General features: G+C 40.5%; 18 protein-coding genes and 1 tRNA gene. 5 read left to right on the top strand and 14 right to left on the bottom strand.

The genetic code is table 11. The features are described from left to right. Window positions 1–17 precede the first annotated feature (17 nt). The gene (locus IPP67_01310) at window positions 18–5,279 is read right to left on the bottom strand and encodes a hypothetical protein (GenBank protein ID MBL0337842.1); all 5,262 of its coding nucleotides are present in this window, start codon (window positions 5,277–5,279) and stop codon (window positions 18–20) included. Between the two features lie 281 nt (window positions 5,280–5,560). Between IPP67_01310 and IPP67_01315 the strand changes: the two genes are divergently transcribed. Continuing rightward, window positions 5,561–6,802, top strand: a complete 1,242-nt coding sequence (locus tag IPP67_01315; GenBank protein MBL0337843.1) for a lytic murein transglycosylase — start codon at window positions 5,561–5,563, stop codon at window positions 6,800–6,802. A gap of 58 nt (window positions 6,803–6,860) precedes the next feature. Here IPP67_01315 and IPP67_01320 read toward each other — a convergent pair whose 3' ends face one another. The 8 genes from IPP67_01320 to IPP67_01355 all read right to left on the bottom strand — a co-directional run bounded on the left by IPP67_01320 (window position 6,861) and on the right by IPP67_01355 (window position 15,417). Continuing rightward, window positions 6,861–7,589 carry a TPM domain-containing protein gene (locus IPP67_01320; protein MBL0337844.1) on the bottom strand — a complete coding sequence of 243 codons (729 nt, stop codon included), beginning with the start codon at window positions 7,587–7,589 and terminating at the stop codon, window positions 6,861–6,863. 21 nt (window positions 7,590–7,610) lie between these two features. Then, on the bottom strand, window positions 7,611–8,261 hold the full coding sequence (locus tag IPP67_01325) for a LemA family protein (protein MBL0337845.1): 651 nt from the start codon (window positions 8,259–8,261) through the stop codon (window positions 7,611–7,613). Between the two features lie 250 nt (window positions 8,262–8,511). Then, the gene (gene maiA / locus IPP67_01330) at window positions 8,512–9,159 is read right to left on the bottom strand and encodes a maleylacetoacetate isomerase (GenBank protein ID MBL0337846.1); all 648 of its coding nucleotides are present in this window, start codon (window positions 9,157–9,159) and stop codon (window positions 8,512–8,514) included. Beyond that, the gene (locus IPP67_01335) at window positions 9,156–9,971 is read right to left on the bottom strand and encodes a phenylalanine 4-monooxygenase (GenBank protein ID MBL0337847.1); all 816 of its coding nucleotides are present in this window, start codon (window positions 9,969–9,971) and stop codon (window positions 9,156–9,158) included. Before IPP67_01335 ends, maiA begins: the two co-directional genes overlap by 4 nt. A gap of 106 nt (window positions 9,972–10,077) precedes the next feature. Beyond that, the gene (locus IPP67_01340; protein MBL0337848.1) at window positions 10,078–12,735 is read right to left on the bottom strand and encodes a valine--tRNA ligase; all 2,658 of its coding nucleotides are present in this window, start codon (window positions 12,733–12,735) and stop codon (window positions 10,078–10,080) included. A 10-nt stretch (window positions 12,736–12,745) separates the two neighbouring features. Continuing rightward, entirely contained in the window at window positions 12,746–13,303 is a 558-nt protein-coding gene (locus tag IPP67_01345; GenBank protein ID MBL0337849.1) for a DUF2497 domain-containing protein, read from the bottom strand. Between the two features lie 52 nt (window positions 13,304–13,355). Then, window positions 13,356–14,714 carry a TolC family outer membrane protein gene (locus tag IPP67_01350; GenBank protein ID MBL0337850.1) on the bottom strand — a complete coding sequence of 453 codons (1,359 nt, stop codon included), beginning with the start codon at window positions 14,712–14,714 and terminating at the stop codon, window positions 13,356–13,358. Between the two features lie 40 nt (window positions 14,715–14,754). Continuing rightward, window positions 14,755–15,417 (bottom strand): protein-L-isoaspartate O-methyltransferase, encoded by a 663-nt coding sequence (locus IPP67_01355; GenBank protein ID MBL0337851.1) that lies wholly within the window; start codon window positions 15,415–15,417, stop codon window positions 14,755–14,757. A gap of 264 nt (window positions 15,418–15,681) precedes the next feature. Here IPP67_01355 and IPP67_01360 point away from each other — a divergent pair. After that, window positions 15,682–15,755: transfer RNA gene (locus IPP67_01360), tRNA-Cys, on the top strand. A 110-nt stretch (window positions 15,756–15,865) separates the two neighbouring features. On the opposite strand, the gene mfd is transcribed toward IPP67_01360, so the two are convergent. The 3 genes from mfd to IPP67_01375 form a co-directional block, all read right to left on the bottom strand. Further along, the gene (gene mfd / locus IPP67_01365; GenBank protein MBL0337852.1) at window positions 15,866–19,402 is read right to left on the bottom strand and encodes a transcription-repair coupling factor; all 3,537 of its coding nucleotides are present in this window, start codon (window positions 19,400–19,402) and stop codon (window positions 15,866–15,868) included. Window positions 19,403–19,475: 73 nt separating this feature from the next. After that, window positions 19,476–21,107 carry a tetratricopeptide repeat protein gene (locus IPP67_01370; GenBank protein ID MBL0337853.1) on the bottom strand — a complete coding sequence of 544 codons (1,632 nt, stop codon included), beginning with the start codon at window positions 21,105–21,107 and terminating at the stop codon, window positions 19,476–19,478. A 152-nt stretch (window positions 21,108–21,259) separates the two neighbouring features. Further along, window positions 21,260–21,550 (bottom strand): succinate dehydrogenase assembly factor 2, encoded by a 291-nt coding sequence (locus IPP67_01375; protein MBL0337854.1) that lies wholly within the window; start codon window positions 21,548–21,550, stop codon window positions 21,260–21,262. Window positions 21,551–21,647: 97 nt separating this feature from the next. Between IPP67_01375 and IPP67_01380 the strand changes: the two genes are divergently transcribed. The 3 genes from IPP67_01380 (at window position 21,648) to dksA (ending at window position 24,301) form a co-directional block, all read left to right on the top strand. Then, window positions 21,648–23,237, top strand: a complete 1,590-nt coding sequence (locus IPP67_01380) for a DEAD/DEAH box helicase (GenBank protein ID MBL0337855.1) — start codon at window positions 21,648–21,650, stop codon at window positions 23,235–23,237. Further along, window positions 23,219–23,764 (top strand): hypothetical protein, encoded by a 546-nt coding sequence (locus tag IPP67_01385; protein MBL0337856.1) that lies wholly within the window; start codon window positions 23,219–23,221, stop codon window positions 23,762–23,764. The genes IPP67_01380 and IPP67_01385 overlap by 19 nt, the downstream gene beginning before the upstream one ends. 117 nt (window positions 23,765–23,881) lie before the next feature. After that, a complete protein-coding gene (dksA, locus tag IPP67_01390; GenBank protein ID MBL0337857.1) occupies window positions 23,882–24,301 on the top strand; it encodes an RNA polymerase-binding protein DksA in 420 nt (139 codons plus the stop codon). A gap of 73 nt (window positions 24,302–24,374) precedes the next feature. Here the strand turns inward: dksA and pssA are convergent, their stop codons facing one another. Further along, on the bottom strand, window positions 24,375–25,172 hold the full coding sequence (gene pssA, locus IPP67_01395; protein ID MBL0337858.1) for a CDP-diacylglycerol--serine O-phosphatidyltransferase: 798 nt from the start codon (window positions 25,170–25,172) through the stop codon (window positions 24,375–24,377). 18 nt (window positions 25,173–25,190) lie between these two features. After that, a complete protein-coding gene (locus IPP67_01400; GenBank protein ID MBL0337859.1) occupies window positions 25,191–25,853 on the bottom strand; it encodes a phosphatidylserine decarboxylase in 663 nt (220 codons plus the stop codon). Window positions 25,854–25,945: the final 92 nt, after the last annotated feature.

The raw sequence follows: 25,945 nt of genomic DNA on the forward strand, positions 1-25,945 counted from the left end.
TGGCTTACATCATTTCCCTATTTTTGAAGCTTAAAAGGGTTAATGATTATTTTTAAGATTTCTCCACGCGCCCGAATTTCAGGTTGATACATGGCCTCAATTTGTACCGCTGGCAGCATATAAGTGCCAGGGGTAATAACACGGGCCATATAGGCAACTTTAAATTTCTGACCTTCTTGCGTTGTTAAAGCCGCTACAAACCGGTCATCCAAATATTCCACATGGTCAAGCACCGAGATATCATCCTTTAACCATTCAATATCTTTTAAGGAATTAGTATTTGCCAAACGGGAATTTTCCAATTCCAGCCCAGCTGGCAACAAATCAACAATTAGGGTTTGATTCCAAGGTTTATGCATTGCCATCCCTTCAATAACCACTACCACGATATCGGTTTGCTTCATATTAGACAGCTCAATTTCTTTCCCGTCTAAATCATAAAACCTTTTACTGATGATGAACCCATTTGATAGGGCAGGCAGCGGTTGAACAGGTACACCGGTAACACTAGCGGCCACCCACATTGGGCTGCCAGCATTCGTTACCGAGAACCCTTGCTTGCTTAAATCCGCAAAACTTTGGTTAGGCAAGCTGGGTTTCAGCCCGCTCATCTTCTGCGATTGATTAACAACCACGTTTAAAGGCTCATTTTCTCCTGCCAAAGAACGGGCAGCCATAACCAGCCATACCTGCTCCTGTGTGCTTAAATAATAGCGTTTTTGCAGTAACCCAACCAAACGGTTTAGTTCGGTACTATAGTTAATGGTCGGCACTTTGCTTTCGCTGGTTAAAGAAATGATCGCGGCAAGATCACGGATAGAACTGCCATAATCAGCCCAAGAAGCAATATTGCCTTCATAACGCGCCAATGCCATTTTAAACCCGGCTGTTGCCCGTTCTTGATCGCCATAAAGCGATAAGGCAGCGGCAACATGGGCGATAGATAAGGCATCCGGCAAAGTCTTTAGATATGTATCATAGAAATACTTAGCTGTCGAAATATCTCCAGCCCCCGTATAGGCCAAAACATATAAGGCATAAGCACGGGAAGATAAGGCCGAAGAATTGGTCAATTGGTAATCCTCCGCATGTTTTGCCAACCACGATAGCCCTTGGCGGTAAGATAGATCAGGAACGGCAAAACCTTTTGCTTTCGCCCTTGCCATAAACTCGATGACATAGGCCGACAACCAAGGTTCAGGATTCGAGCCGGATGACCATAACCCAAAACTACCGTCAAAACGCTGCTTTTCTGTTAATAATTGTAAAGCCCGTTCAATTTTACCCTTAATTTCCTCAGGATTATCCGTAATACCCACATCCCATTTCTGGGCAAGCTCAAATAAATATACTAATGGTAAAGCACGGCTGGTTATTTGTTCTAAACAACCATACGGATAACGATCCAGTTCATCTAATAAACCAGCCACATCAAAATTAGGCCTGTTACTGATCGAAGGTTTAAAGGAAACCGTTTCAGGTACAAACCTTGTAAAATAGCTGGCTTCCAATTTAAAACTTTCACCCGTATTAAGTAATTGAACCGTCCGCTCGGTTTGGGCGGCTTGGGCAGAACGAATACGGATGGCGAATTGACGTTCCAAGCTAAAGCCATTAGGCCCCTCAACCTTTAATTTGATGGAAGCAACACCTAACTTATCGGCTTGGACGGCGATTACTTGGTTAATTTGTTGGGACTGATTGAGCTCGGTTTGAAAAACCGCTTGTTGCTCACTCAGCTGGATCTCTTTCCCTGGGCTGGTGAGCGATATTTTATATAACCCAGGAAGGGCATCCATATTTTGGATGGACAGGACAAACTGACTTTTATCCCCTAATGCCAAAAATCTTGGCATATTCATCGTTGTAACCAACGGCGAACGCACAATAAGGTTAGCACTGGCAGAGCCCACCTTATCTTGGGTATGCACAACCGCCATAATCCTGAGTTTGCCATTATAATCCGGCAAATCAAATTTAACAGCGGCATTCCCTTGGGCATCTACCTGCACCATCCCAGAATACAAAGCAACCAGTTTAACTAGGGAAGGTGCGCCTTTTTCAGCTGACGCATCCCCACCCTCACGAATCTGTCCCCGACGCCTAGACTTTCCGTCAATCAATTGGCCGTATAAATCACGTAGATCAACCCCCAGCATCCGTCGGCCAAAAAAGTACTGAAGCGGATCGGGACTTACGAAATCCGTCAGGCTTAAGACCCCTTCATCGACAGCGGCCACCGTTATAAAAGCGGGCTGGCCATTTTGAAGCCCGGAAACTTTTACAGGAATAGTTATCTGTTGATTAGGTTCAACCTTGTCTGGAACACTGATGCTAACCCCAATTTTATAAACATCTTTATTTAATCCCAACCAAGCAACTCCAATTGCACGGCCAGGACCTTTATCAGCCGTACTGCCAGGACGGAAAGCAGTGGCCACAATATATGCCCCTGCGCCCCAATCTTTACTGACAGGGATTTCAACCACTACACCTTCTGGGGAAACAGCAACATTTTGGCTGCTAATGATTTTATCTGTTGCCACATTTAACAAAAGCTCGCCCTTAAATGGGGCGCGAATGGATATTTTTGCTTTTTCACCGGGTAGATAGGATGGTTTATCCGCGGCAATCTCTAATTTATCCGGGGTATCCGCACTTTCTAGACCCCACCCCCAACCCGCATATAAGCGTATGCTGGAAGCGGATGTACCCTCTTCATTAAAAACTTCCAGGCGGTAGCGTCCCCAGCCAAATTTTGTTGATAAAATAGCAGGTGCATTTTCTGAACCCGACAACTTCCCGCTACCTACTTCTTCTTCTTGGATGGAGACTTTATAATCCCAATATCCAGAGTGATAAAACCATTGATAACGATAGTTTTCTTTTACCAAACGCCATTTTAGGTTGTCAAAATTCTGCTGTTTGCCATTTTGGCCAACCAAAATAACCTGGAAATCAGCCACGCTATTTTCAGTAACATCCGCCCCTTTATTTGATTTGATGCCAATCAACGGATGTATTCCCCTAACTGGGAACGTCAATGAGCGCATGACAGGCCGACCGCTGGGTTCAATAACCGATACGCTTAATTGTGCCTGAAGCGGTTGCTGGCTATCTGGCAATTGGAGAGGTAAAGAAATATTGGCTGTGCCATCCTTTTCTGTAGTGGTGGCTTCGGTTTGAACGATGACGGATTTAAAAGGTTCTTCAACCAACCCAAACTTATAGCCAGCAAATTCCGGGTATGGATCAGAATTTTGTTTGAAAACAATTTGTGTTTTAGCAACCAAATCCGCAGCTGGCGCACCATATAAATAGTCCGCTTTTAAGCTCACTGCGTAATTTTTATTGGGTTGAACGATGATATCTTTAAAATCCGCAGCTAAGCTGACTTCTAATTGGGCCGGTATTACTTCTTCAACCAAATAGCTAACCGTACCCACGGCGTCGCTTTTTGGATCAACATACCCTAAAACCCGCCAACGGCCTGTCAAACTATCTGTATTGGTAGGAATAGAAACTTCATATCCCCCAATCCCACGGTCATTCACGACGAATTGGCTAGCCAAAACACCGTCCGGGCGGATAATTTGTAAAATCAAAGGAAGTTTGGTAGCGGCCAACCCTTGATTATTCCTTAATAACCCGGCTAAGCGGATTGTTTCCCCTGGTCTGTAAACCCCACGATCCGTATAAAAATACAGATCATAATTTTTTGTATAAGAACGGCCGTTGACCCCACGGTCACTTAAGTCAAAAGCAGCTTTGTTTAAATCCAGGAAAGAAAAATCATCGGCTTTGGCCGAGGTCATCATCACCATAGCAGGCGATCTGCCGCCTTGGCCCAACATAACCCCTGAGGCAAAGGTGGCTACCCCATCATTATTGGTCGTTACTTCTGCCAATTGCTCATTGTTGGTTGCATATAACTGAACTTTTACTCCGACAGCTGCCTTACCCGTTTCTAAAGAACGGGCTGCAACCGTCAAGCCATTATCACTGCTGTACGTACTGATGCCTAAATCAGTGACAATAATCCACTGGGTTGCCAAGGAATAATAATCTTCTTCCTCCCCCGCAGATGCCTGATCTTTCATTCCATTTTTATTTACCACCGATTTACCAGCAGTTAAAATATAAACGCCTGGTTTCAACTGGTTCTTTACCATCTCTAATAAGGGGATGGAGGTAGTAACCCGTTGATTTTTTTGGCTTTCGATGGTGACTGTACCGTTCCAAACAAGTTCGCCATACCGGTCAGATATTTCAGTCACATTATATTTTGCAATGTTGGCAAGAAAGTTATAACTGACAAAATCGTTTAACAGATTGCGATCATTAATCCGTAACAACTTTAAATAGGCTTCGTTATAATTTACAGAAATTAGAGGGACACCCGTACTGCCAATTTTGGGCAAAACATAGGCAGCATTTTTAAAGCCCAGGGAAAATGAACGGTCCGCCGCTGCAACATCTAACGTCCGATTTCTGGACAAGCCTTCGCCAGCCGAATTAGGCAATCCTTTTAAAAGATTAATTTTATATGCTTTCCCGTAAGCCAACCCGTCAATACATAATGATTTTTCATTTTGAACGGTGACGGAAAATTTTACCGTTGGCTCAACACGGATATAATCAGACCATCTCACCGTATGAATGGTTGATAAATTGTCATTAAAATTGATACAAGCTTGCCGCTCATCCCCCACTTCAACGGTTGTAATGTTTTTGGGGTTGAATTCTAAAACTTCTTTTAAATCATTGATTTTCTTAGCGATAACGGTATTGAACTTAAGTTCATTCGCTTTTGTGTACAACTCAAGCGCTTCTTTAGCGCTCGATTGGGTATTTTCTTTTATGAGCAAATCGGCAATTTTAATCAAAGCGGCAGATTTTTCGGCATCCGTTAGATTAGTTGATAAATGATACAATTGGATATAAGAGGCAACCGCATAATAGGTATTGTTTATTTTTTCATATAGATTGGCTAGCTGTTGCCAGGTTTTCAGGTTTTTATCATCAACCTTTAAAGCCTTTTCGGTGTTTCTAATCGCCCCCGATATATCCCCTGCTTTTAAATCATTCTCTGCCTGTTTCAACCAATCATTAGCGCTGACATCAGCTACATTATTTCTTTTAATCTTATCCATCAAATATTCGCTGCGACTTAACAAACTTTTGCTAAATATGTCATTTTGTGGCGGAACTTGACCCAAGCCTTCCGTACTGCCATACGTAAAAAGGATAAAGATAAAAAGAGAAATGATTTTTCTCATGTCAGGGTTCCTTCAGTAAATTCGCTATAATTTAGGTTAATAAAATTTCTAATTAATTACTTTAAATCTGCCTTAAATCCATATTCACGTAAAATGATCACTTTAATTTGGATATCATGTATATTAAATTCGCAATTGTGTCAAAAATGTGTTTACCAGGCTATAATGGATATTCTTAATACTTGCCTATGATCCATATCATAAAATTTATTCAAAAAGACAGAGTTGTTGGGAAATTTGAATAAAAAAACTTCTTGAGTAAGCGCAAGTGGGGTAAAGAAATGATGGTTTTTCGTTGGGTTTTATTTAGTATTATTGTTGAGATTCTTTTCGCTTATGCCTTGCTTTTCGCGCAACAGCCACCTTTACATAACAAAGATTTTATAATGTGGATAAACCAGTTCCGCCAGGAAGCGGTAGAGGCTGGGATTAGCCAACAAACAATTGATTTAGCTTTTCATAACATTGCCTTACTACCCCAAGCGATAGCCCTTGATCAGAAACAACCGGAATTTTTACAGAGTTTTAACCAATATTATCAAATGCGCGTCACCAATAAGATAATGTTAGAAGCCAGAAATTTACGTCAAAAAAACCGCTCGCTTTTAAGGCAGCTTTATAAAAACTATGGGGTGCCAGAGCAGTATCTCATAGCCTTTTGGGGACTGGAGAGTCGTTTTAGTAAAATTATGGGAAATTTCCCTGTTATCCAGGCCTTAGCCACCTTAGCTTTTGAAGGAAGACGGGAGAAGTTTTTCAAAGCTGAGCTGATAGCAGCCCTCAAAATCATTGATCGGCAATTAATCCCTTTGGAAATATCACAGTTTAAAGGTTCATGGGCTGGGGCATTTGGTGGTATTCAATTTATCCCAACCACTTTTCTTAAATTTGCCGTTGATTGGGATCGGGATAAGAAAATTGATCTATGGCATAACCCCCAAGATATTTTGGCTTCAGCTGCCAATTATTTAAGTGCCATGGGATGGGATAAAAATATTAGCTGGGGGCAAGAAATTATTTTACCTAAGGATTTTCCTTATGAACTAGCTGAAACCGATATTTTAAAACCACTTTCATACTGGAAAAGCCTTGGAATTAAAGCCGCTGATCCAAAACCTTTTCCTGCCAATGATCCGATGGCTGCAGTGCTGATGCCGATGGGTGCCGACGGGCCGGTTTTTTTAATATATGCCAATTTTTATCTTATACTAAAATGGAATAACTCTCTTTACTATGCTTTAACTGTTGGAATTATGGCTGATAAAATTGTTGGTTATAAAGGGCTCAGCTGGGTTGTCCCGACATCCTTTCACCCAATATCTTTTAAAGAATTATTATTGGTTCAATGTTATTTAAACCAATCAAATTTATTGTCAGAAACAGCTGATGGTAAATTAGGCCTTAAAACACGTTTGGCAATCCGGGTACTACAAAAAAAACTGGGCCTTAGACAAGACGGTTATCCCAACAAAATTCTTTTGCAATATATCACATTAAACGCTTCGGATTCTTGCAAAGAATGAAAAAACTATGATTTTTTCTAACAAATGCTTGGTTCGTTAAATAAGGGGGGCTTAAAACTTACCATTTGCCCCTAGCACCGCCGCCGCCAGATGAACCGCCGCGTCCAGAAAAACCACTTGACCGGGAACGATTCGATGAAGATGGACCCATCATGGTATTTGGAAATCCCCCTCCACCGCCGCCCCTTCGGTTTCTTATAAAGAACATAATAAGGAAAAAGAATAAAAACGGCCCCAATACAAACCAGGATATTTCATCATCATTTTCTTTTTGATTAACTGCTTTACCGGTTGCAATATACCCTCCATCCAATGCCAACATAATAGAGTTGACACTCTCAAAAATCCCTGCCTCATATTCGCCTTTTTTAAAAAATGGGATAATTTTTTCTTGGATAATATCATGGCTGATAGCATCGGTTAGGGTTCCCTCTAATCCATATCCAACCTCAATGTCTACTTCTCGATCATCAATTGATATCAATAAAAGGACACCGTTATTTTGCCCTTGAACACCTAATTGCCAGTGACGTAATAACCCAACCGCATATTCGGCGATATCATGACCTTCCAAAGAACGGACAATAGCAACCACTACCTGATTGGACGTTTTTTGCTCATGTTTTTCCAGAATAATCGAAAGTTGATCCTTCTGGGCAGGCGTCAAAATACCGGCTTGGTCAACCACTCGGCCGGTTAAAGATGGGTAAGTCGGTGGTGCCCCAAAAATATTTGGTGAACTAAGGCTGCTTAAACAAAAAATTAAAAAGGCAAAAATATATTTCACGAAATATCCTTTGGTGCAACTTTAATTAAACTGTACGGTGGGTGCCGTTTGCACCGCAGGATCGATGGTGAAGTTAGGCATGGGCTTCGCATCTGGATACAACCAGGCGGCAATCCAACGCCCGGGAATGGATAATATGGCAGTATTATATTGCTGAACAGCCAGAATAAAATCACGTCTAGCCACCGCAATCCGGTTTTCCGTTCCTTCTAATTGCGATTGCAACGCCAAGAAATTTTTATCGGCTTTTAAATTCGGATAGCTTTCGGCAACCGCCATTAACCGGCTAAGGCTGCCTTGCAGCTGTTGTTGGCTTTCTTGGAAGACCCTCATGGCTTCAGGATTGGTGAGGGCATCACCTGATAATTGAATGGTGCCAATTTTCGCCCGCGCTTCAACAACCGCCTGCAAGGTTGCCTGTTCATGACTAGCATACCCTTTAACCGTGGCTACTAAATTAGGTACCAAATCCGTACGACGTTGATAATTATTTAGAACTTGGCTCCATTTAGCCTGAACATCTTGCTGATAGGCAGGAATTTTATTTACTTGGGAAAATCCATAGGCTCCAACTGCTATAATAAGCCCCACAATGATGCCCAAAATGAGCCAGCCTTTTTTAGCAGGTTTTTTTTCAAGATTATCATCAGCTTTCACAATTGTTTTGTACATTTCAATTTCCCCCTATTTGTTGTTCGCATCTTAACATTTAATAAAGAATAATGATAGATATATACGGATATCTTCCTAGAAATTCTGACCAAGAACGACCCCAATATAACGGTTTTAATTTATATGTTTCCCTATACTTTTTAATCCATTCATTTAATTTTTTTTAATTGCTGGCAGGACAAGCAACCTAGTTGCCAAATCACCTTTAAATAAACGCTTCTGCTATAAAGGTTTAAAAATCATTTTAAATTTATTCGGCGTCTGGCTGATTTTGGGGAAGAGATTTAAGAAAAGCGCTTTGTTTCAAACATTCTTGTTCAATCGATAATAAAGTTGGGTAGGTACCCATTGAGCAATTGAAGCGACGAGCGTTATAAAGCTGCGGAATCAAACAAATATCCGCCATACTCACCTGATCCCCGCAGCAAAAAATCCCTTTATATCTTGAAGTTGCAATAGTCTCTTCGAGTGGTTTTAAGCCCTGCTCAATCCAATGTTTATACCAAAGATTTACCTTGTCTTTTGGTTGCAACAGCTTTTCTTCCAAATATTTGAGCACCCGTAAATTATTCAAAGGATGAATATCGCAAGCAATTTGATTGGAAATGGAGCGAACGTAAGCCCGTTGAACAGCATTTTTGGGTAAAATATGTGGCTTCGGATAAGTTTCCTCAATATATTCCAAAATTGCTAAGGATTGTGTTAGGGTATCTCCCCCATCCGTTTCCAAAGCGGGAACTAATCCTTGTGGGTTGATTTTTTTATAAGCATCCGTTTTTTGTTGCCCGCCATCTTTGGTTAAATGGATGGGGATTATTTGATAATCAATGTCTTTGACAGCCAAGGCTATCCTGACCCTAAAAGCGGCGGAGGAACGAAAATAACTATAAAGCCTCACGCTGCAACCTTACGGTCTGAAGATAGAACATAGCCAGCCGGAATATCCGGTTTATCTTTCAATTCGTCGTAAATTGCCAATAGATTCTGGCTTAATCCTTGGAAAAGCTGTTCAAAACTATCAATCACGAAATAACAATCTTGATATCTATCAATATAATAATCTGTCTGCATAACGCGCTTGAGGTCGAAAGCTATTCTTTTTGGCTTCGAATCTTCCAAGGAATAAATGGACTCGCCTTTTGACGAGACAATCCCTGCCCCGTAAATTCGCAATCCTTCCTTGCGCTTGATCAACCCAAATTCAATTGTATACCAAAATAACCGCGTCAGTTTTTTTAAATTTCCACTTTTCAAGGCCTGCAAGCCTGCCTGGCCGTAGGCTTGCATATATTCGGCATAAAAAGGTTGGGTCAGCAATGGTACATGCCCGAACGTATCATGAAAAACATCTGGTTCTTGCAGATAATCCATCTGATCTGGGCGACGGATAAAACAAGTGGAGACAAACCTTTTATTAGCCAAATGTTCGAAAAACACTTCATCCGGGATAATACAAGGCACTGGCACCACTTGCCAGCCCGTATGCTTCATTAATATGTCACTTAAACGCCGAAAATCAGGAATCCCATTGGCAGCAACCTTTAACTTACTCAATCCATCCATAAATTCCGGAGTCGCCCGATTCTTTAAAATTTCTGACTGTCGTTGGAATAAAGTTCTCCACATACCGTGTTCGGCGGAGGTATATTTTCCCCAATTTTGATCAATCGTCCAATCAGGACGGTGTGGAATATCTTGATGCTGCATCATAATCCTCTCCGTTCAGGATATTTACATAGGTCAATCATTTGGGTTCATTATATGCCCTGGTCTTCTGATATGCAATATAACAAGGTAGTTTATAATAAACAGAACTCTACGAAACTAAATTCTGGATACGTTGCAATGCCTGAAGAATCTTTTTTTGTTTTTCTTCGGCTGCAGATAGTTTTTCCTTAACCTCTGTTACAACATCCTCATCAGCTTTTGCTAAAAATTGCTCATTAGCCAATTTGCCTGTTAATTTTTCTATGTCTTGGCCATTGCGTATAGATTCTTTTGACAGACGGCTGCTTTCCGCCTGGATATCCAATACCCCTTGCAAATGTATGAAAACACTTACATCACCCAATACACTATGGCTTACCTGGCGTTCATTAAGGGGCTTTGTTACCCGTTCAATTTTTTCGACCCTGGCCAACCGTTTAATAATGGGTATGTAACTATCTAAACGTTGCCATTGCTTGACATCGGCTAACAACACACTGATGGCCAGAGTGGCTGCTGCTGGCACGTTCATTTCTGTGCGTATCGAGCGGATATGGGCAATTAAATCAATGATGAAATCGACATCTTCAATTGCTTGCGCGTCACTCTTTAATTTCAACTGCTCTGGCCATTTGGCAGAAATAAGCAATTGTTTGCCATTTGAAAAATGTTGCCAAAGTTCTTCTGTGACAAACGGCATGGATGGATGGAGCAATCTTAAAATATGGTTAAAGACCCATGCCACCGTTTTACGAGTTTCTTGCTGAATGTGAGGCTGAACATCCATTAACATGGGTTTGGCAAGTTCCAAATACCAATCGCAAAAGCGGCTCCAAACGAATTGATATAATATTTGGGCAGCGTCGTGAAAACGATAACCGTTTAAGGCTTCGGTCATTTGCTTAATAACGGTTGATAAATGGGACAAAACCCACTGATTGATGGGTGATTGAACCGACTCAACATTAACCACTGCGTCATAGGCACATTCATTCATTTGGCAGAACCTGGCCGCATTCCAAATCTTGGTAACAAAATTACGGTGTCCTTCAACCCGTTCTTCCGATAATTTAATATCTTGGCCTGGCACTGCTTGCGAAGCCAAAGCAAAACGCAAAGCATCCGTTCCGTATTTATCAATCAAATCAATTGGATCGATGATATTTCCCTTGGTTTTAGACATTTTTTGGCCATGCTGATCCCGCACCAAAGCATTAATGTAAACGGTTTTAAAGGGTACTTCTTTCATAAAATACAGACCCATCATCACCATGCGGGCTACCCAAAAGAAAATGATATCAAAACCCGTAACCAAAACGTCGGTGGGGTAATACCGCTTTAAATCAGCTGTTTCTTCTGGCCACCCCAACGTTGAAAACGGCCATAAAGCAGACGAAAACCAGGTGTCTAACACATCTTCATCACGCTTTAGAGAAACATTCTTTTTATAATGGTTAAAGGCAAGCTTTTTCGCCTGATCTTCCGCTTCTGCAACAAATATCTTTTTATCCGGTCCATACCAAACCGGAATTTGATGGCCCCACCATAATTGTCTGGAAATACACCAGGGTTGGATATTTTCCAGCCATTCAAAATAAACTTTTTCCCAATGCTGTGGCACAAAAACAATTTGGCCTTTCTTAACTGCATCAATAGCAGGTTGGACCAATTTTTTGGCATCCACATACCATTGATCAGTTAAGCGTGGTTCAATAATCACCCCGGAACGATCCCCCACGGGTATCATCAAGCCATGGTCTTCCACATGATCCAACAACCCTAATTGCTCCAGTTCCTTTAAAACCAAATCCCTGGCTTTCTCACGGGATAATCCTATAAATTTCTGAGGGACTTGGTCATTCAAAATGGCTTGTTCGTTAAAAATATTGATTGGCTGTAATTTATGGCGTTGCCCAACCTCAAAATCGTTAAAATCATGGGCAGGGGTGATTTTGACAGCACCGGAACCTTTTTTAGGGTCACTATAGGCATCGGCAATAATAGGTATATGGCGGTCGGTTAAAGGCAATTTAAGCAGTTGACCCACGCTTTTGCGATAGCGTTTATCATCTGGGTTAATCGCCACTGCCACATCACCAAAAAGGGTTTCTGGGCGCGTCGTTGCCACCACAATATATTGGGTAGTGTCATTGAGATAAGGATAGCGTATAAAATATAATTTCCCCTTGGTTTCTTTATTAATGACCTCAAGGTCAGAAACCGCTGTTTGTAATTTAGGATCCCAATTAACCAGCCTTTTATCTCGGTAGATTAATCCATCGTGATAAAGGGTGACAAATACCTTCGTAACAGCTTCACTTAGCCCTTGATCCATGGTGAACCGTTCACGCGACCAATCGGCTGAAGCCCCCAAACGCTTTAATTGATCAACTATCATTCCGCCAGAATGTTCTTTCCATTCCCAAATTTTTTTTAAAAATTGGTCGCGCCCCATCTCGCGTCTTGATTGTTGTTTTTCCTCAAGCTGCCGTTCAACCACCATCTGCGTTGCAATGCCCGCATGGTCAGTACCTGCTTGCCATAAAACATCAAACCCCCTCATGCGGTGGTAACGGATTAAAATATCCTGAAGCGTAAAAGTTAGCGCATGCCCCATATGAAGACGACCCGTGACATTGGGTGGTGGCATCATAATGGTGTAAGGGGGAAGGTTCTTATTTTTTCCGGTTTTAAAACACAAGGAATCAGCCCAAATTTTGTACTGACGACTTTCACTATCTTTCGGTAAAAAGTGCTTATCAATAATCATCGATTTTCTATTTTTGCTTATGTTCTTTGGTTAATATTTGAATTTCGCGCTCAACAAGTTTCTCAACGATTGGCGTCAAATTCTTATTTAACCATTCTCGTAACAATGGTTTTAAAGCTTCTTGCGCTAAGTCGTTAATTGTCATCGAGGGATTTTTTCCCTCGGTTTTTATTTTCTGCAACCGGTCAATCGTTCCCATTGCTTGTTTAATAGTTGATTGATCCAATAATAAATCCGGTGAACTTCGGGTATTTTGCGATGCTTGCGTTGCAGGTATATGTGGTGATTGATTGAAGGTTTCCGCTGGCTCCTTAAAAATAATGTCGCGCTCAGATAACATCAATAATTCATCATCATCATCCAAATCTTTTGGCGATTGCGAATGGTTATCAGGTTCTTTCAAAGGTTGCCCCACAGAACTGGGGGGGGATTCCTTAATGTTTGCACCCCTTAAGTTATCCGCATTTTGCTTTTGGGAGACCACTTCTTTAGCGACCATCTGGCGAATAGAGGCCAATATTTCTGACATCGATATCTCTGGTTTTTCATCTTTTTTATCAGTCATTGTTAACTACAAAAATACAAGAAATGATTGCTATTTATTTTATAACGAAAGCCTATTTTATCGGCAGCGAAAGGTCATCTAAACTTAGTTTACCAATAGCTGCCAAGACACTATAAGAGGCAACAATTTCATCCCTTTTCGTAATTACCAAGGAAACTTGAGCATCAAGATATTCTTGCTCAGCGTCCAAAGAATCTAATAAGGTGCGTGAGCCGACCGCAGCTTCTTGCCGAATGCCTTCCAAAGCAATTTTAGAAGCGTGCACTTGCGATTCATAGGCCTTAGCTTGCGCGCGAACAGATATAAGTTCTTGCCAAGAACTAATGGCGCTTTGGATGGTAAATTCTTGTTGTGCACGTAATTCCTGCTGGCGTTGGTTAGCAATCAATTTTGACTCTCGCAAACGCGACTCTGGCAATCCCGCTTGATATAAAGGAATAGATATTTGGGCCATAATCGTACCTGTTTTCAGGCGGGTGTTACGGTTATCATGACGAAAATTATTTTCTTCCATTGAATAGGATCCAATTAAGGAAACAGTTGGCAACAATTCACCAAAAGATAAATCAATGCCATCCCTAGCTGCTTTCTCAAGGTAAGCAGATAACAACACTGCGGGATTGTTTGCAGCAGCCTGCAATAGTTCTTCCTGGGTTTTCGGTAAATTGGCAGGTGCCAAGGGAGACCGCAAATTCTTTGGATCCACCCCAACGACACGAACAAAAGCAGCTTTAGAAATAGCGAGATTGCCTTCCGCCCTAATCCTTTGAGCGGTTGCACCAGACAGCCTTGATTCAGAGAGAGCAACGTCAGTTCTGGTTATTTCCCCTACCCTAAAGCGATCTTGCGAGGCCGACAATTGCCGACCAATCACTTGTTCATTGCTTTTTGTTAAGCTCAAAATGGCCTGGTCACGAACGACATCCATATAAGCCCTTACCGTTTCCAACAAAATATTCTGTTCTGTGGATCTGAAACTAGCTTGTTGGGCAGAAACCAGATTTTTTGCCTGTTTGGTAGCCGCAATTGTTCGACCGCCGCGATATAATGGCTGCACAACAGTTATTTCAGCTTGCCAAGGATAAGTGTTGATTTTACTCGAATTGCCAATTGCACTATCAATAACTTGATACCCTCGCCCGATTGAACCTGTCACTGCAATATTTGGCTGCCATCCGGATAAGGCTTGGGGAATTTTCTGATTAACCGCTTGCAGTTCAGAACGGGCAGCCGCTAGCACAGGGTTATTAAGATACGCTTGCGTTAAGGCCTCATTAAGCGTCTGTCCGCTAGAAACATGGCTATATAGGTTGGTTAGTAGAAAAGCGGTAATTAAGCTAGGAATCGTCTTATTTATTTTCGATGGTATGGATAAAAGAAGCTTCCCCTTTTTTAAGGTCAAAAATTGCATTCCTCAAACTCCTATGTTACCAAAATTATACAGAAAAGAATTAAAAAACAAAAGATTTATGGACTTGGAAAGCCTTCAATAAAGGCAACGTTAAATCAAAAGCATCTGTGGTCATATGGTTATTATCTAATTTAGAAATAATTTTAGCCTTCCCTAAAAATGGCTTTACATATTCTACATAAACAATGCGACCGCCATCACTTAATTGCTCCAAAAAAGACGGTGGCAATATTTCAACAGCACCTTCGACAATTATACAATCAAAAGGGGCAGCATTGGCATAACCTGTTTTTAAATTAGCATGTTTGATGGTAACATTTTGAAGTCCTAAAGCCTTCATATTTTGGGCGGCTTCCACGCAAAAAGAATCAACATCATCAATTGCATAAACCTGACTGGCAAGCCCTGCCGCTATAGCACTCATATAACCCGACCCACACCCAATCAATAATACCCGATCAATATCTCGGATCTTGGCCAATTGCAGTAACTGTGCAACTGCAATTGGTTGAAATAAATACCGATCGTTTCCTAAAGATACATATTGATCTATATAGGCTTTCCAACGATCGTCTTTTGGTAAAAACATCTCCCTTGGAACTTCCAAAACCCGATCCAAAAGCCGTTCATCCTGAATTTTATTAGGACGCAATTGATTTGTTACCATATTACGTCTTGCAAACTCATAATTAATATTCGCCACCAATTTTGCCTCTACCCGCCAGATACCTAATTTATTACCTAGCTTTAAATTAACAAAAGTTTCGCTGAAAGAGATTTTTTAACCTATCACCAGAAAATAAAAAACTGAATTTTATATTCCCTTATTCCTATATCTTAATTTCTTAAGGAAAGCTAATAGCTTTTTCTATTCCCATGCCTTTAAAACTTTAAAGGCCAGAAATGATAAAAATTTATTTACAACATCTTCAGTTAATTATAAAAGCATGAGGTAGATTATTCAATTGGCCCGGTGGCAGAATGGTCATGCAGAGGACTGCAAATCCTTCAATGTCGGTTCGATTCCGGCCCGGGCCTCCAATTAACAAAACTTGTGCCGTACATTTTCTTTTTTGTTGCACGTAAAGAAGTGGCGTTTTCTAAAACAAAATTAAAAATCCATTGTTTGGATTCAAAGCTAAGAATCTGAATTATACCAGGGATAAGGTTTGTAATTGTTCCAGCAGTTTTTTCGTTTTTTGGATACGTTGTTGATCTTTGTCAATAACCGTATGATAAATAAAACGATTGTCGGGTTTAAGACTGAATTGGCCAGGATATTGACTAACCAACGACACCAAAGGTTGAGGGTTTTTAATCGCTTCCGGATAGAACAATAAAACAATACCTTTTTGCCCTACATCTACTTTTTTAATGCCTAAAATTTTACATGATCTTTTTAAAGTGATGACAGTGAATAGGTTTTCTAATTCTTGAGGGATAGCCCCAAAACGGTCTTCTAATTCCACGGCAAAAGCCTCAATCTCTTCTTTTGATGCCAAGGAAGCAATCCGCCGATAAAGATCCAACCTGATTCCCAAGTCCTGAACATAAATTTCAGGAATTAACACCGCAACACCCAAGTTAATTTGAGGTTGCCCGTTATCTGGGATCATTTTTTTATCTTTGGCTCCTTTCTTACCCCGTTCAACAGCTTCCGCCAACATTTGTTGGTAAAGTTCTATGCCAACCTCCCGAATATGACCTGATTGTTCCGACCCAATTAAATTACCTGAGCCGCGAATATCCAGGTCATAACTGGCCAAAGTAAACCCTGAACCTAATGTTTCCAAACTTTGCATGACTTCCAAACGTTTTTGGGCAGCGGGGGTGACTTGCTGATTGGGCTTAACAGTTAAATAAGCATATCCGCGAACTTTACTGCGCCCCACCCTACCCCGCAATTGATAGAGTTGCGCTAAACCGAACATATCCGCACGGTGGATAATAATAGTGTTGGCAGATGGAATGTCCAACCCTGATTCGATAATATTCGTTGACAGTAATAACTGGTAAGAACGGTCATAAAATGCCATCATGGCCTTTTCCAATTCGGAAGTTCGCATTTGGCCATGAATAACAATATGTTTTAATTCCGGCATCAATTCGGCTAATTCTTCGGAAACTTCTCCCAAATCTTCAATTCTTGGACACACATAGAAAATTTGCCCCCCACGATAAAATTCCTGCAGCATCGCTTCTCGTAAAACAATAGGGTCATAGGGGGTAATGAGTGTTTTAACCGGCAACCGGTCAATCGGGGGAGTTGCAATCAGGCTCATTTGCTTAATATCGGCCATGGACATCTGTAACGTGCGAGGAATAGGCGTGGCCGTTAAGGTAAGAATATGAACATCTTCTTGAATTTTTTTGATTTTTTCTTTTTGAACAACGCCAAAATGTTGTTCTTCATCAACGATCAATAATCCTAGATTTTTGAAACGCATGCTTTCTGCCAATAGCGCATGCGTGCCAATGAGGATATCAATTTTACCTTCTTCCGCTCGCTTCTTAATCTCGATAGCTTCATTGGCTTTATTAAATCTAGACAACATAGCAATATGGAAAGGAAACCCTGCGAACCGCCGCTGGAAAGTTTCATAATGTTGACGGCATAAAAGGGTCGTGGGCGTTAGAACAGCCACCTGAAAACCCTTTGAGGCAGCTACAAAAGCGGCCCGTAAAGCAATTTCAGTTTTACCAAAACCCACATCGCCGCAAATCAACCTATCCATGGGATGGCCACGTGCCAAATCAGCCAGAACATCGGCAATGGCTTTTTCTTGGTCATCCGTTTCTACATAAGGAAAGCGTTTAGTAAATTCTTGATAAGTGTTGTCAGCGACAATTTCATGCCCTTCTTTTATTTCCCTGGCTGCCGCCGTTTTAATCAAGTCATCCGCAATATCTTGAATAAGGTTGCGGATTTTTGCTTTACGGTTCTGCCAGGAAACGCCACCTAATTTATCCAAAGAAACAGGCAAATCGCCTGAGCTATGGCGCGATAAAAGATCAATATTTTCAACCGGAACAAATAACTTGTCATTCCCATCATACATAAGTTTGACGCAATCATGCGGCGCATTCCCCACATGAACGATTTCCATTCCTTCATAGCGGCCAATTCCATATTCTTGGTGAACTAAAAAATCACCTATGGAAAATCGCGATAAGGTTAATAGTAGATCCTGGGTTTTTCTTTTTCTGGCAACGGAGGGGCGAACAATTCTTTCCCCTAAAATATCTTGCTCACTTAATACACAAAGATTTTCTGTTAAAAATCCTTTTTCAATAGGTAATTGTGTAATGGCAATAAATTTTTCTGGAAGTTTAACAAGGTCATCCCAATGGTTGATTTGAGCAACTTCTACAAATCCATGTTCTTTTAACATCAATTCCAATCGATGCACACTACCCAAGGTATAACCGGCAATTAAAATTCTTTTGCCTTTATTTCTTTGCTCATGGATATACTGGGTTAAAATGTTGTAATCGATCCCGACTTTAGCCTTTAACCAAGACAACAAGTTGTTTTGGCCAAAATCTGGTAAATGATTGTTTTTTGCAATTGAATTTTCAGCAGATACCTTGGTAAACGGGGTAAAACACAGCTTAAGAAAATTATCGCTTAACGGTTCTAATTCTTCCTCAGCCAAATATAAATAATTGGGTGGCAAAGGATGGTAAACAGTCTGTCCTTGCCAACGAACCGGTTGGGAACGTGCCTGATAATAATCAGTAATCGTGGTTAGCCGGGATTTGGCCAGATCCAAGGTTTGTGAGTCAAAAATCATTAAACAATTTTTTGTCAGATAATCAAAAATTGTTGCCATTGTTGAATAAAATAATGGCAGCCAATGTTCCATCCCAGCATATGGCCTTTTATTACTGATAGCCTCATAGAGAGGGTCATTATTTCCAGTTACTTGAAAAATTTGGCGATAGGTGGTGCGAAAATTTTCTATTGATCCTGAATTAAGAAAAATTTCTCCCGCAGGTTTAAGCGTAATATCTTTAATTTCAGCAATAGTACGCTGTGTTATGGGATCAAAAATACGAATATGATCGATGATGATATCGTCTAAGTCCAATCTAACGGGATTAAGCTGTCCAGGTGGAAAAAAATCAATAATGCTGCCGCGAACGGCGTACTCACCTGGTTGTGTAACCGTTTCCAACCTCATGAACCCCCAATCATGTAATTGATTAAGAAATTCCTGAATATTGATTTGTTGTTTTTGCTGTAATGTACATGTTAAGTGACCAATGAACTCCTTCACAGGAAGACGTTGTAATAAATTATTTATTGTGGTGATAACGATCGTACTGGTTTGGGTTCCCTTAAGTAATAAATGGGATAATTTAGATAAACCTTCTATTCTTTGTGCCATGACCTCTCGACTGGGTGAGATTCGATCATAAGGAAGGCAATCCCACTCCGGGATTGATATCACTTGGTGTTGGGGGGCATAGAACGATAATTGTTCTTTGATGTTATCGGCTTCAAGTTGGCTTTTCGCAATATGCAATAAAACAGATTGTGAGTGGGTATAAACATAATCGGCAATTTCAGCTAGCACTAAGGAACGCATGCCCTCAGGCACAACCGCAAAAAAAGTTTTTACTTCTTTTTCGGACGGCGTCAATTGTCGGTAAACAACCGTTCTATCCCCACCATAAATTTGCATATAACGCTATCAACCTATTTCAACAAAATATTCTCTGCAAATATTTAAGAGATGTTGAAGAAAATGAACCGTTTTATTTTCTTAACAATTCAAAATATATCCTATTTTCATCCCAACAAGCTTGTAGTGGGATGTGATCGCCTTTTGTCACATGAATGGGCTGATCAAAAAACTGGATCATTTGTTTCCAGTATCTTTGCTGGGCAAAATTTGCGGGAGAAAAAGCGGTTTGATCATCTAAATAAAGGTCGTACCAAAAGACTACTCCATGACACAAACCATTGTTTGTAACCGATAAAGCTGTTTCTTTCTTACCCTGCAAGGGGATAAACTTGGCAAAATTAAAGTCTAAAGCTAAGATGACCTCAGTTAATGTTTGATACTGGTCTTGTAAATAATCAAAACTCATAAAACTGGTGGGGCGCGTCAAATCAAACGGGCTATAATCAAAACCACGTAAATTATTAACAGGGCTGATTTTTGCCAGAGAGGGTGTTTCAACTAATATAGCATATACGGCAGCAGCGGCCGGTATAACCCTTGCCCCGGGTTTCAGCAAATGGGTTTTAGCATGCTGCAGTGTGATAATTGTTCCATGCTGCAACAACCCTGGGCCAAACTTGCTATAAACCAACACATCCGCGGCTTCTGAAAGTTGATCGCCCACAGTGATGTTGATTGATTTTTCGGTAATGACCGTTACCCGCTGGCTCAGGCCATTGGCTCGCACAACTTGTTGGTTGAGGCTTGCCAGCAATTCATTGCTTTCGATAATATAGGCTTGTTGTATACCAGCCCTAGCCGCCATTAAGCTAAACAACCCCAACCCATCACCAATTTCAATTAAAGTGGAGCGAGGGGTAACAGCCTTACGGATAGCACTTTCATAAGCGTCAAATAAAGGGTCATCCAAAGTTGCATGAAGAAATTCCTTGGCCACATTTTCACCATAAACTTGCCTATTCATATAGGAAAGTTCACGGCTGGGGGGTAGCACAGAATTTGCTTGCTTCAAAACAACTAAAGCCTCATTCCAGCGTTTTTCTAGTAACAATAAATTGATTAAGCCGCGATAAAGAGGGGGATATGTGGGTAAGTTATCAATGGCCTGCCTGAAAAGGTTTTCAGCTTCACTGACTTTTTGCCTTGAATATTGTAACACACCTAAATTATAAATAATATCAACAGATTGTGGGGAAAGCAGAAGAGCCCTTTGCCAGGCCTCTTCTGCTTCATCCAATTTTCCAAGTTCCCGCAAGCTGATCGCTAAATTGTTAAGTGCATCCACGTGGTTAGGTTGAATCTGCAAAGCTTGCGTAAAACTTGCCACTGCTTCTTCTAATTTTCCTAAAAAACGCTGGGCATTCCCTAAATTATTGTAAGCACTGGCATTCTTGGAATCCAATGTAATAGCCCGGCGCAAGGAAGCCTCAGCTTCCCCGATCTGCCCCATTTCATAAAGAAGCACGGCCCGATTGTTATGATAAGAAGTGATACCACCGTTGATTGAGATTGCTTTATCAATTGCTTGCAGGGATTCTGGAAATTTTCGGGTTTCGTATAAAATGACGCTTAACAAATGCAAGAGCTGGGTATTATCCCTGTTTTCTTCTAACCCCTGCCTACAAGCTACCTCGGCTGCTTCCAAGCGACCCGCATGTCGATGTTGTTTGGCAATATTCATCCATTCTTGAGGTAAAGCCATTATGCCGATCAACTCCTTACCTGTTTTTATGAAATTATTATTAATAGTAATATCTTGTATTAAAAGGTGCTTCAATAAATTATTCAAAAGACTATTGATAATTTTTTAAAATTCAACTTCTTAAATATCCACGGATATCAACCTGCAAAAATTTAAGATAATTTAAATGAATATTGAAATTCTTGGAGGAATTCCCCGATCCCTTCGGTAACCAGAGTGGAGAATTTTTCTGGATCCAGAAAACCCCTATATAAAACATCATCACTCAATTCCAGCAATTGTTCATAAACGGATAATTGATTAAAGGTAAATTTTAATAAGTATTTTGTGGCAAATTCACCCAGCAACTTATCCATTTCTTTAGTGCCACGATGAATGCTGCGGAAGTATAGTTTTTTTCTATATAAAGATAAACTGGCTGATTCTATGGTCTCTATTGTCAAAATATCACTTTTATATCTGAATAAGGAAGGATACAATCATTAAAGCATTAATAACATATGATCACAATTGATAAAAAAGAAAAAATAACCTGCCGCGATGGGAACTCCTTTTACAGAAAAAAATTCTATTGAGGGTTTTTTAAACTTACTTTATGCCCCCTATACCTCCATTATGGGCATTGGCACCCACTATGCCAGCTTGATTGAAAAATTATGCGGCAATAATCAAATTATCTCTTTGCTTTATCATTTGCCCACAGGCACGAAAGAAAAACTTCCCATCGGGAATTTGGTTGATACTGAAAAGCATACCATTGCTGCAACTTTTATTAAAATTGATCGCCACATATTAAATCGTTCTTACCTTAAATGGCCCCAGAAAGTATTAGGCCATGATAATACGGGTATCGCTGAGCTGGTTTTTTTCAATGTTCCGGCTGACCACGTCGAACAAAGGCTTAAAATAGGCCAAGAATATGTCGTTGTAGGCAGCGTTAAGAAAACCCCCAAACATCATTATCAAATAGTTAACCCAAGTTTAATAAATTCTTTGGATTATTATCAAAAATTACCCCAATTTGAGGCTGTTTACCCATTAACGGCAGGCTTATCGCAAAGAAATTTACAAAAATTTATTCAATCGGTTTTGGCCCATATTCCAGAAATTCCTGAATGGATTGACCCTCAATTTCTTCTTAAAAAACAGTGGCCGAGTTGGAAACAAGCCTTGTTACAAATACATTTCCCCCCTTATCCGGAAATTATTGATCCAAGTTCTTCAGTGCGGCAACGTTTAGCTTACGATGAAATATTAGCGAATCAACTGGCCATGCAATTGATTCGTAAACATTATAGGACTGGCTATAAACCGCCCCTACTCCCCAAAACTTCTTTACGCCCCCTAATCCTTAAAAAATGGGGCTTCCAAATGACGAGTTCCCAACAGAAAGTCGTGCAAGAAATTGAGGCAGATTTATTATCCGGGAAACGTCTTTTAAGATTACTACAGGGCGATGTTGGCAGCGGAAAAACCATTGTCGGGTTAATGGCTATGATGATGGTTGTGGAGGCCGGTTATCAATCAGCCCTGTTAGCCCCCACAGAAATATTGGCCCAACAACATTATCAAAAAATCGCCGCTATCCTTCCCCCTGATGGAACATGCCGGGTAGCTTTAATCACCAGCAGTACTGCAAATAAGCAACGGCAAATTATATTAAAAGAATTGAAGGAAGGAAAAATTCATATACTGATTGGCACCCATTCATTATTAGAAAATGAGGTCCAGTTTAAAAGCCTTGAATTTATTGTCATCGACGAACAGCACCGCTTTGGGGTTCATCAACGCCTTATTTTAGGAAGCAAAGGCAACCAACCCAATATCTTGGTTATGACTGCCACACCCATCCCCCGTACTTTGGCATTGGCGATTTATGGAAACATTGATGTAAGCATCTTGCATGAAAAGCCTGCGGGACGTTTACCAATTGATACGAAAGCCATTAGAAATGAACGGCTGCCCGAATTAGTTGATCGGCTGAAACATATGGTTAAACAAGGATCAAAAATATTTTGGGTCTGCCCTTCAATTGATGAAACTGATAGCCAGCTAGTTGCGGTTAAGAAGCGTTTTGAACAATTACAAAAATTTTTGGCCCCCTCGTTGGATTGCTTCATGGTCAATTAAAAAACATAGAAAAACAGCGGGTGCTGGACAATTTTACGAATGGCACCTTGCAAATATTAGCAACTACCACAATTATTGAAGTTGGGGTTGATGTAGCCGAAGCTGATATTATGGTTATTGATGATGCAGACAAATTTGGCCTTTCGCAGCTGCATCAATTAAGAGGCAGGGTTGGCAGAAATAGGCGCCAGAGCTATTGTGTACTGCTCTATCGTGAACCACTTTCCCCCATAGCTAAATCCCGTTTAGAAATTTTGGTTAAAACCCAAGATGGCTTTGAAATTGCTGAGCAAGATTTAAAACTTCGTGGTAGTGGCGATATATTGGGAACCCAACAAAGTGGTTTCAATGTTTTTAAGCTGGTCGATATCCATTCCCACCATATTTTATTTCAACCCGCCCATCAGCAGGCAAAATTAGTGATACAAAAAGACCCATTTTTAAAAGAGGGGGATGGAAAAAATTTAAGGAATTTATTACATATTTTTGACAAATATAAAGCAATCCGAATTATTGACGGAATTTAATATATAAAAATTTACTTGCTCATCGTCAGATTTTGGCTATTTTCTGATTTTGTTGAATTTTTATTGATGGTTACTTTGATAATCCAACTTAAACTTTTTTAATATTGGGGATCCGTAATGGCTAAGAAATTACCGCCAAATTACAAACCATCCGAAGACGAACCGTTTATGAACCCCAACCAATTAGAATATTTTCGGAAAAAACTTTTAGATTGGCGCATCAGCCTGGTAAGAGAAACAGCGGAAACTTTAAATAATCTGCAAGCAGAGCCCTTAGATGACAGTGACTTGGTAGACCGTGCCGTTCATGAAGCGGATGTGGCAAGAGAATTAAGAACACGGGATCGGGAAAGAAAACTAATTGCCAAAATTGATGCGGCTTTGCTGCGCATTGAAGATGGAACCTACGGTTATTGTGAAAAAACGAATGAACCCATAGGAATTAAAAGGCTAGAAGCCAGGCCGATTGCTACCTTGACCTTGGAGGCTCAAGAACTCCATGAACGCCTGGAAAAAACCAAGCGAGACACTGATTAAATAAAGCTTACATCAACAACATAAAAAATCTCAGCATAGGTAGGTATTTACCTTATTTTTGCTCCCTTTCCGGTCAAGGATGATTTTCCGATTTCGGCATTTTAATAAAAGGGTTTTCTTTAGCTCTCTGGCCACGACGATACATATGATAACCCACAGGAAGAAATGCTAAATAAGCTAGCGCTAAGGTAATAATAACGAGCCAGGGGAAAGTTGCCACTAATGCAGTGATCATCCCCCCGATCAGCAGATACGTAGAAATTAATTCTTGTTTAATTCGAAAACTTTTCAAAGATAAAGTAGGGAATCGACTGATCATCAAAATAGCAACTACCATTAGCCATATCCCCCATCCCCAAGGGAAAACAACAAATTCTTTTTTAATTTCAAAATTGATAATAATTGGGAGAAGGGCTAACACGGCTGCAGCAGGCGAAGGCAATCCTGTAAAAAATCTCGGGTCATAGGAATTTGGCTGATACCCTAGCTGGCTGTTGATGTTAAACCGGGCTAATCTTAAGGCGCAACAAATCGTATAAATCAAAACAATGGCCCACCCAATCGCCTGTAATTGGAACAAGCTAGCTTGGTAAATAAGAACTGCCGGAGCAACCCCGAAAGACACAAAATCAGAAAGCGAATCAAGCTCTGCCCCAAATCTGCTGGTAGCCTTTAATAAGCGGGCTATCCTGCCGTCCAACCCATCAAGGATTGCGGCCACAAAAATTGCCGCTACAGCGTCCTCCCAACGACCCTGCAAGGTAAAACGAATACTCGTTAAGCCCGCACAAAGCGCCATGATAGTAATCATATTGGGGATTAATTTATGAAGCGGTTGGGTTGCTATGTGATTATTTTTTTTCTTAGACATTTTTATACGCCAATTATTTTATTCATTAACAGCAGCAAGCACTGTTTCACCACCAACCGCTGTTTGGCCTTTTAATATTTTGATTTTAACCCCTAATGGTAAATAAATATCTAAACGGCTGCCGAATTTAATGATACCAAATTTCGCCCCTTTAATCACTTTTTGTCCTGGCTTCAAGCGGCATACAATACGTCGTGCCACCAATCCTGCCACTTGCACAAATACAATATCTTGACCGTCATTCCTTTTAACCCAAATAGCTTGACGTTCGTTGGCATCACTCGCTTTATCAAATGAAGCATTTAAAAATTGTCCTGAATGATATTTTAAAGCGATAACTTCGCCGGTCGTAGGAATCCGGTTTACATGGACATTAAATACGCTCATAAAGATGCTGATTTTTATGCATTCTTCAAAAGGTTTTTGGGTTAAAAGCTTTGGCGGGAATAAGATTTTGGAAACCCCTATGACCAACCCGTCAGCCGGGGCAACTATTTCTCGGTCATTATCATCGATAATTCGACGGGGATCACGAAAAAAATATAAACACCAAACAAATAGTAATAAAAAACCAAGCCCTAAAGGTATCCAGAGCAAAAAAGACAACACTGTTAAAGTGAAAAACAAAAAAATAAAAACCCAGCCACTTGGATGGATTGGCGGTAATATATAACGTATCAACTGAACCTCTTATGGTAGTTAATTTCTTAAAAAACAACATATTGGCAGGATTTTTTAGCCTATTTTAGCCATGGGTAGTTTTATAAATAATG

The sequence above is a fragment of the Rhodospirillaceae bacterium genome, from assembly GCA_016722635.1.
Taxonomy (GTDB): Bacteria; Pseudomonadota; Alphaproteobacteria; order JAEUKQ01; family JAEUKQ01; genus JAEUKQ01.

Coding starts and splice junctions, on each gene's coding strand:
- IPP67_01310 (MBL0337842.1), bottom strand. CDS start 5,279: ATGAGAAAAATCATTTCTCTTTTTATCTTTATCCTTTTTACGTATGGC.
- IPP67_01315 (MBL0337843.1), top strand. CDS start 5,561: ATGATGGTTTTTCGTTGGGTTTTATTTAGTATTATTGTTGAGATTCTT.
- IPP67_01325 (MBL0337845.1), bottom strand. CDS start 8,261: ATGTACAAAACAATTGTGAAAGCTGATGATAATCTTGAAAAAAAACCT.
- IPP67_01335 (MBL0337847.1), bottom strand. CDS start 9,971: ATGATGCAGCATCAAGATATTCCACACCGTCCTGATTGGACGATTGAT.
- IPP67_01345 (MBL0337849.1), bottom strand. CDS start 13,303: ATGACTGATAAAAAAGATGAAAAACCAGAGATATCGATGTCAGAAATA.
- IPP67_01350 (MBL0337850.1), bottom strand. CDS start 14,714: ATGCAATTTTTGACCTTAAAAAAGGGGAAGCTTCTTTTATCCATACCA.
- mfd (MBL0337852.1), bottom strand. CDS start 19,402: ATGCAAATTTATGGTGGGGATAGAACGGTTGTTTACCGACAATTGACG.
- IPP67_01370 (MBL0337853.1), bottom strand. CDS start 21,107: ATGGCTTTACCTCAAGAATGGATGAATATTGCCAAACAACATCGACAT.
- IPP67_01380 (MBL0337855.1), top strand. CDS start 21,648: ATGGGAACTCCTTTTACAGAAAAAAATTCTATTGAGGGTTTTTTAAAC.
- dksA (MBL0337857.1), top strand. CDS start 23,882: ATGGCTAAGAAATTACCGCCAAATTACAAACCATCCGAAGACGAACCG.
- pssA (MBL0337858.1), bottom strand. CDS start 25,172: ATGTCTAAGAAAAAAAATAATCACATAGCAACCCAACCGCTTCATAAA.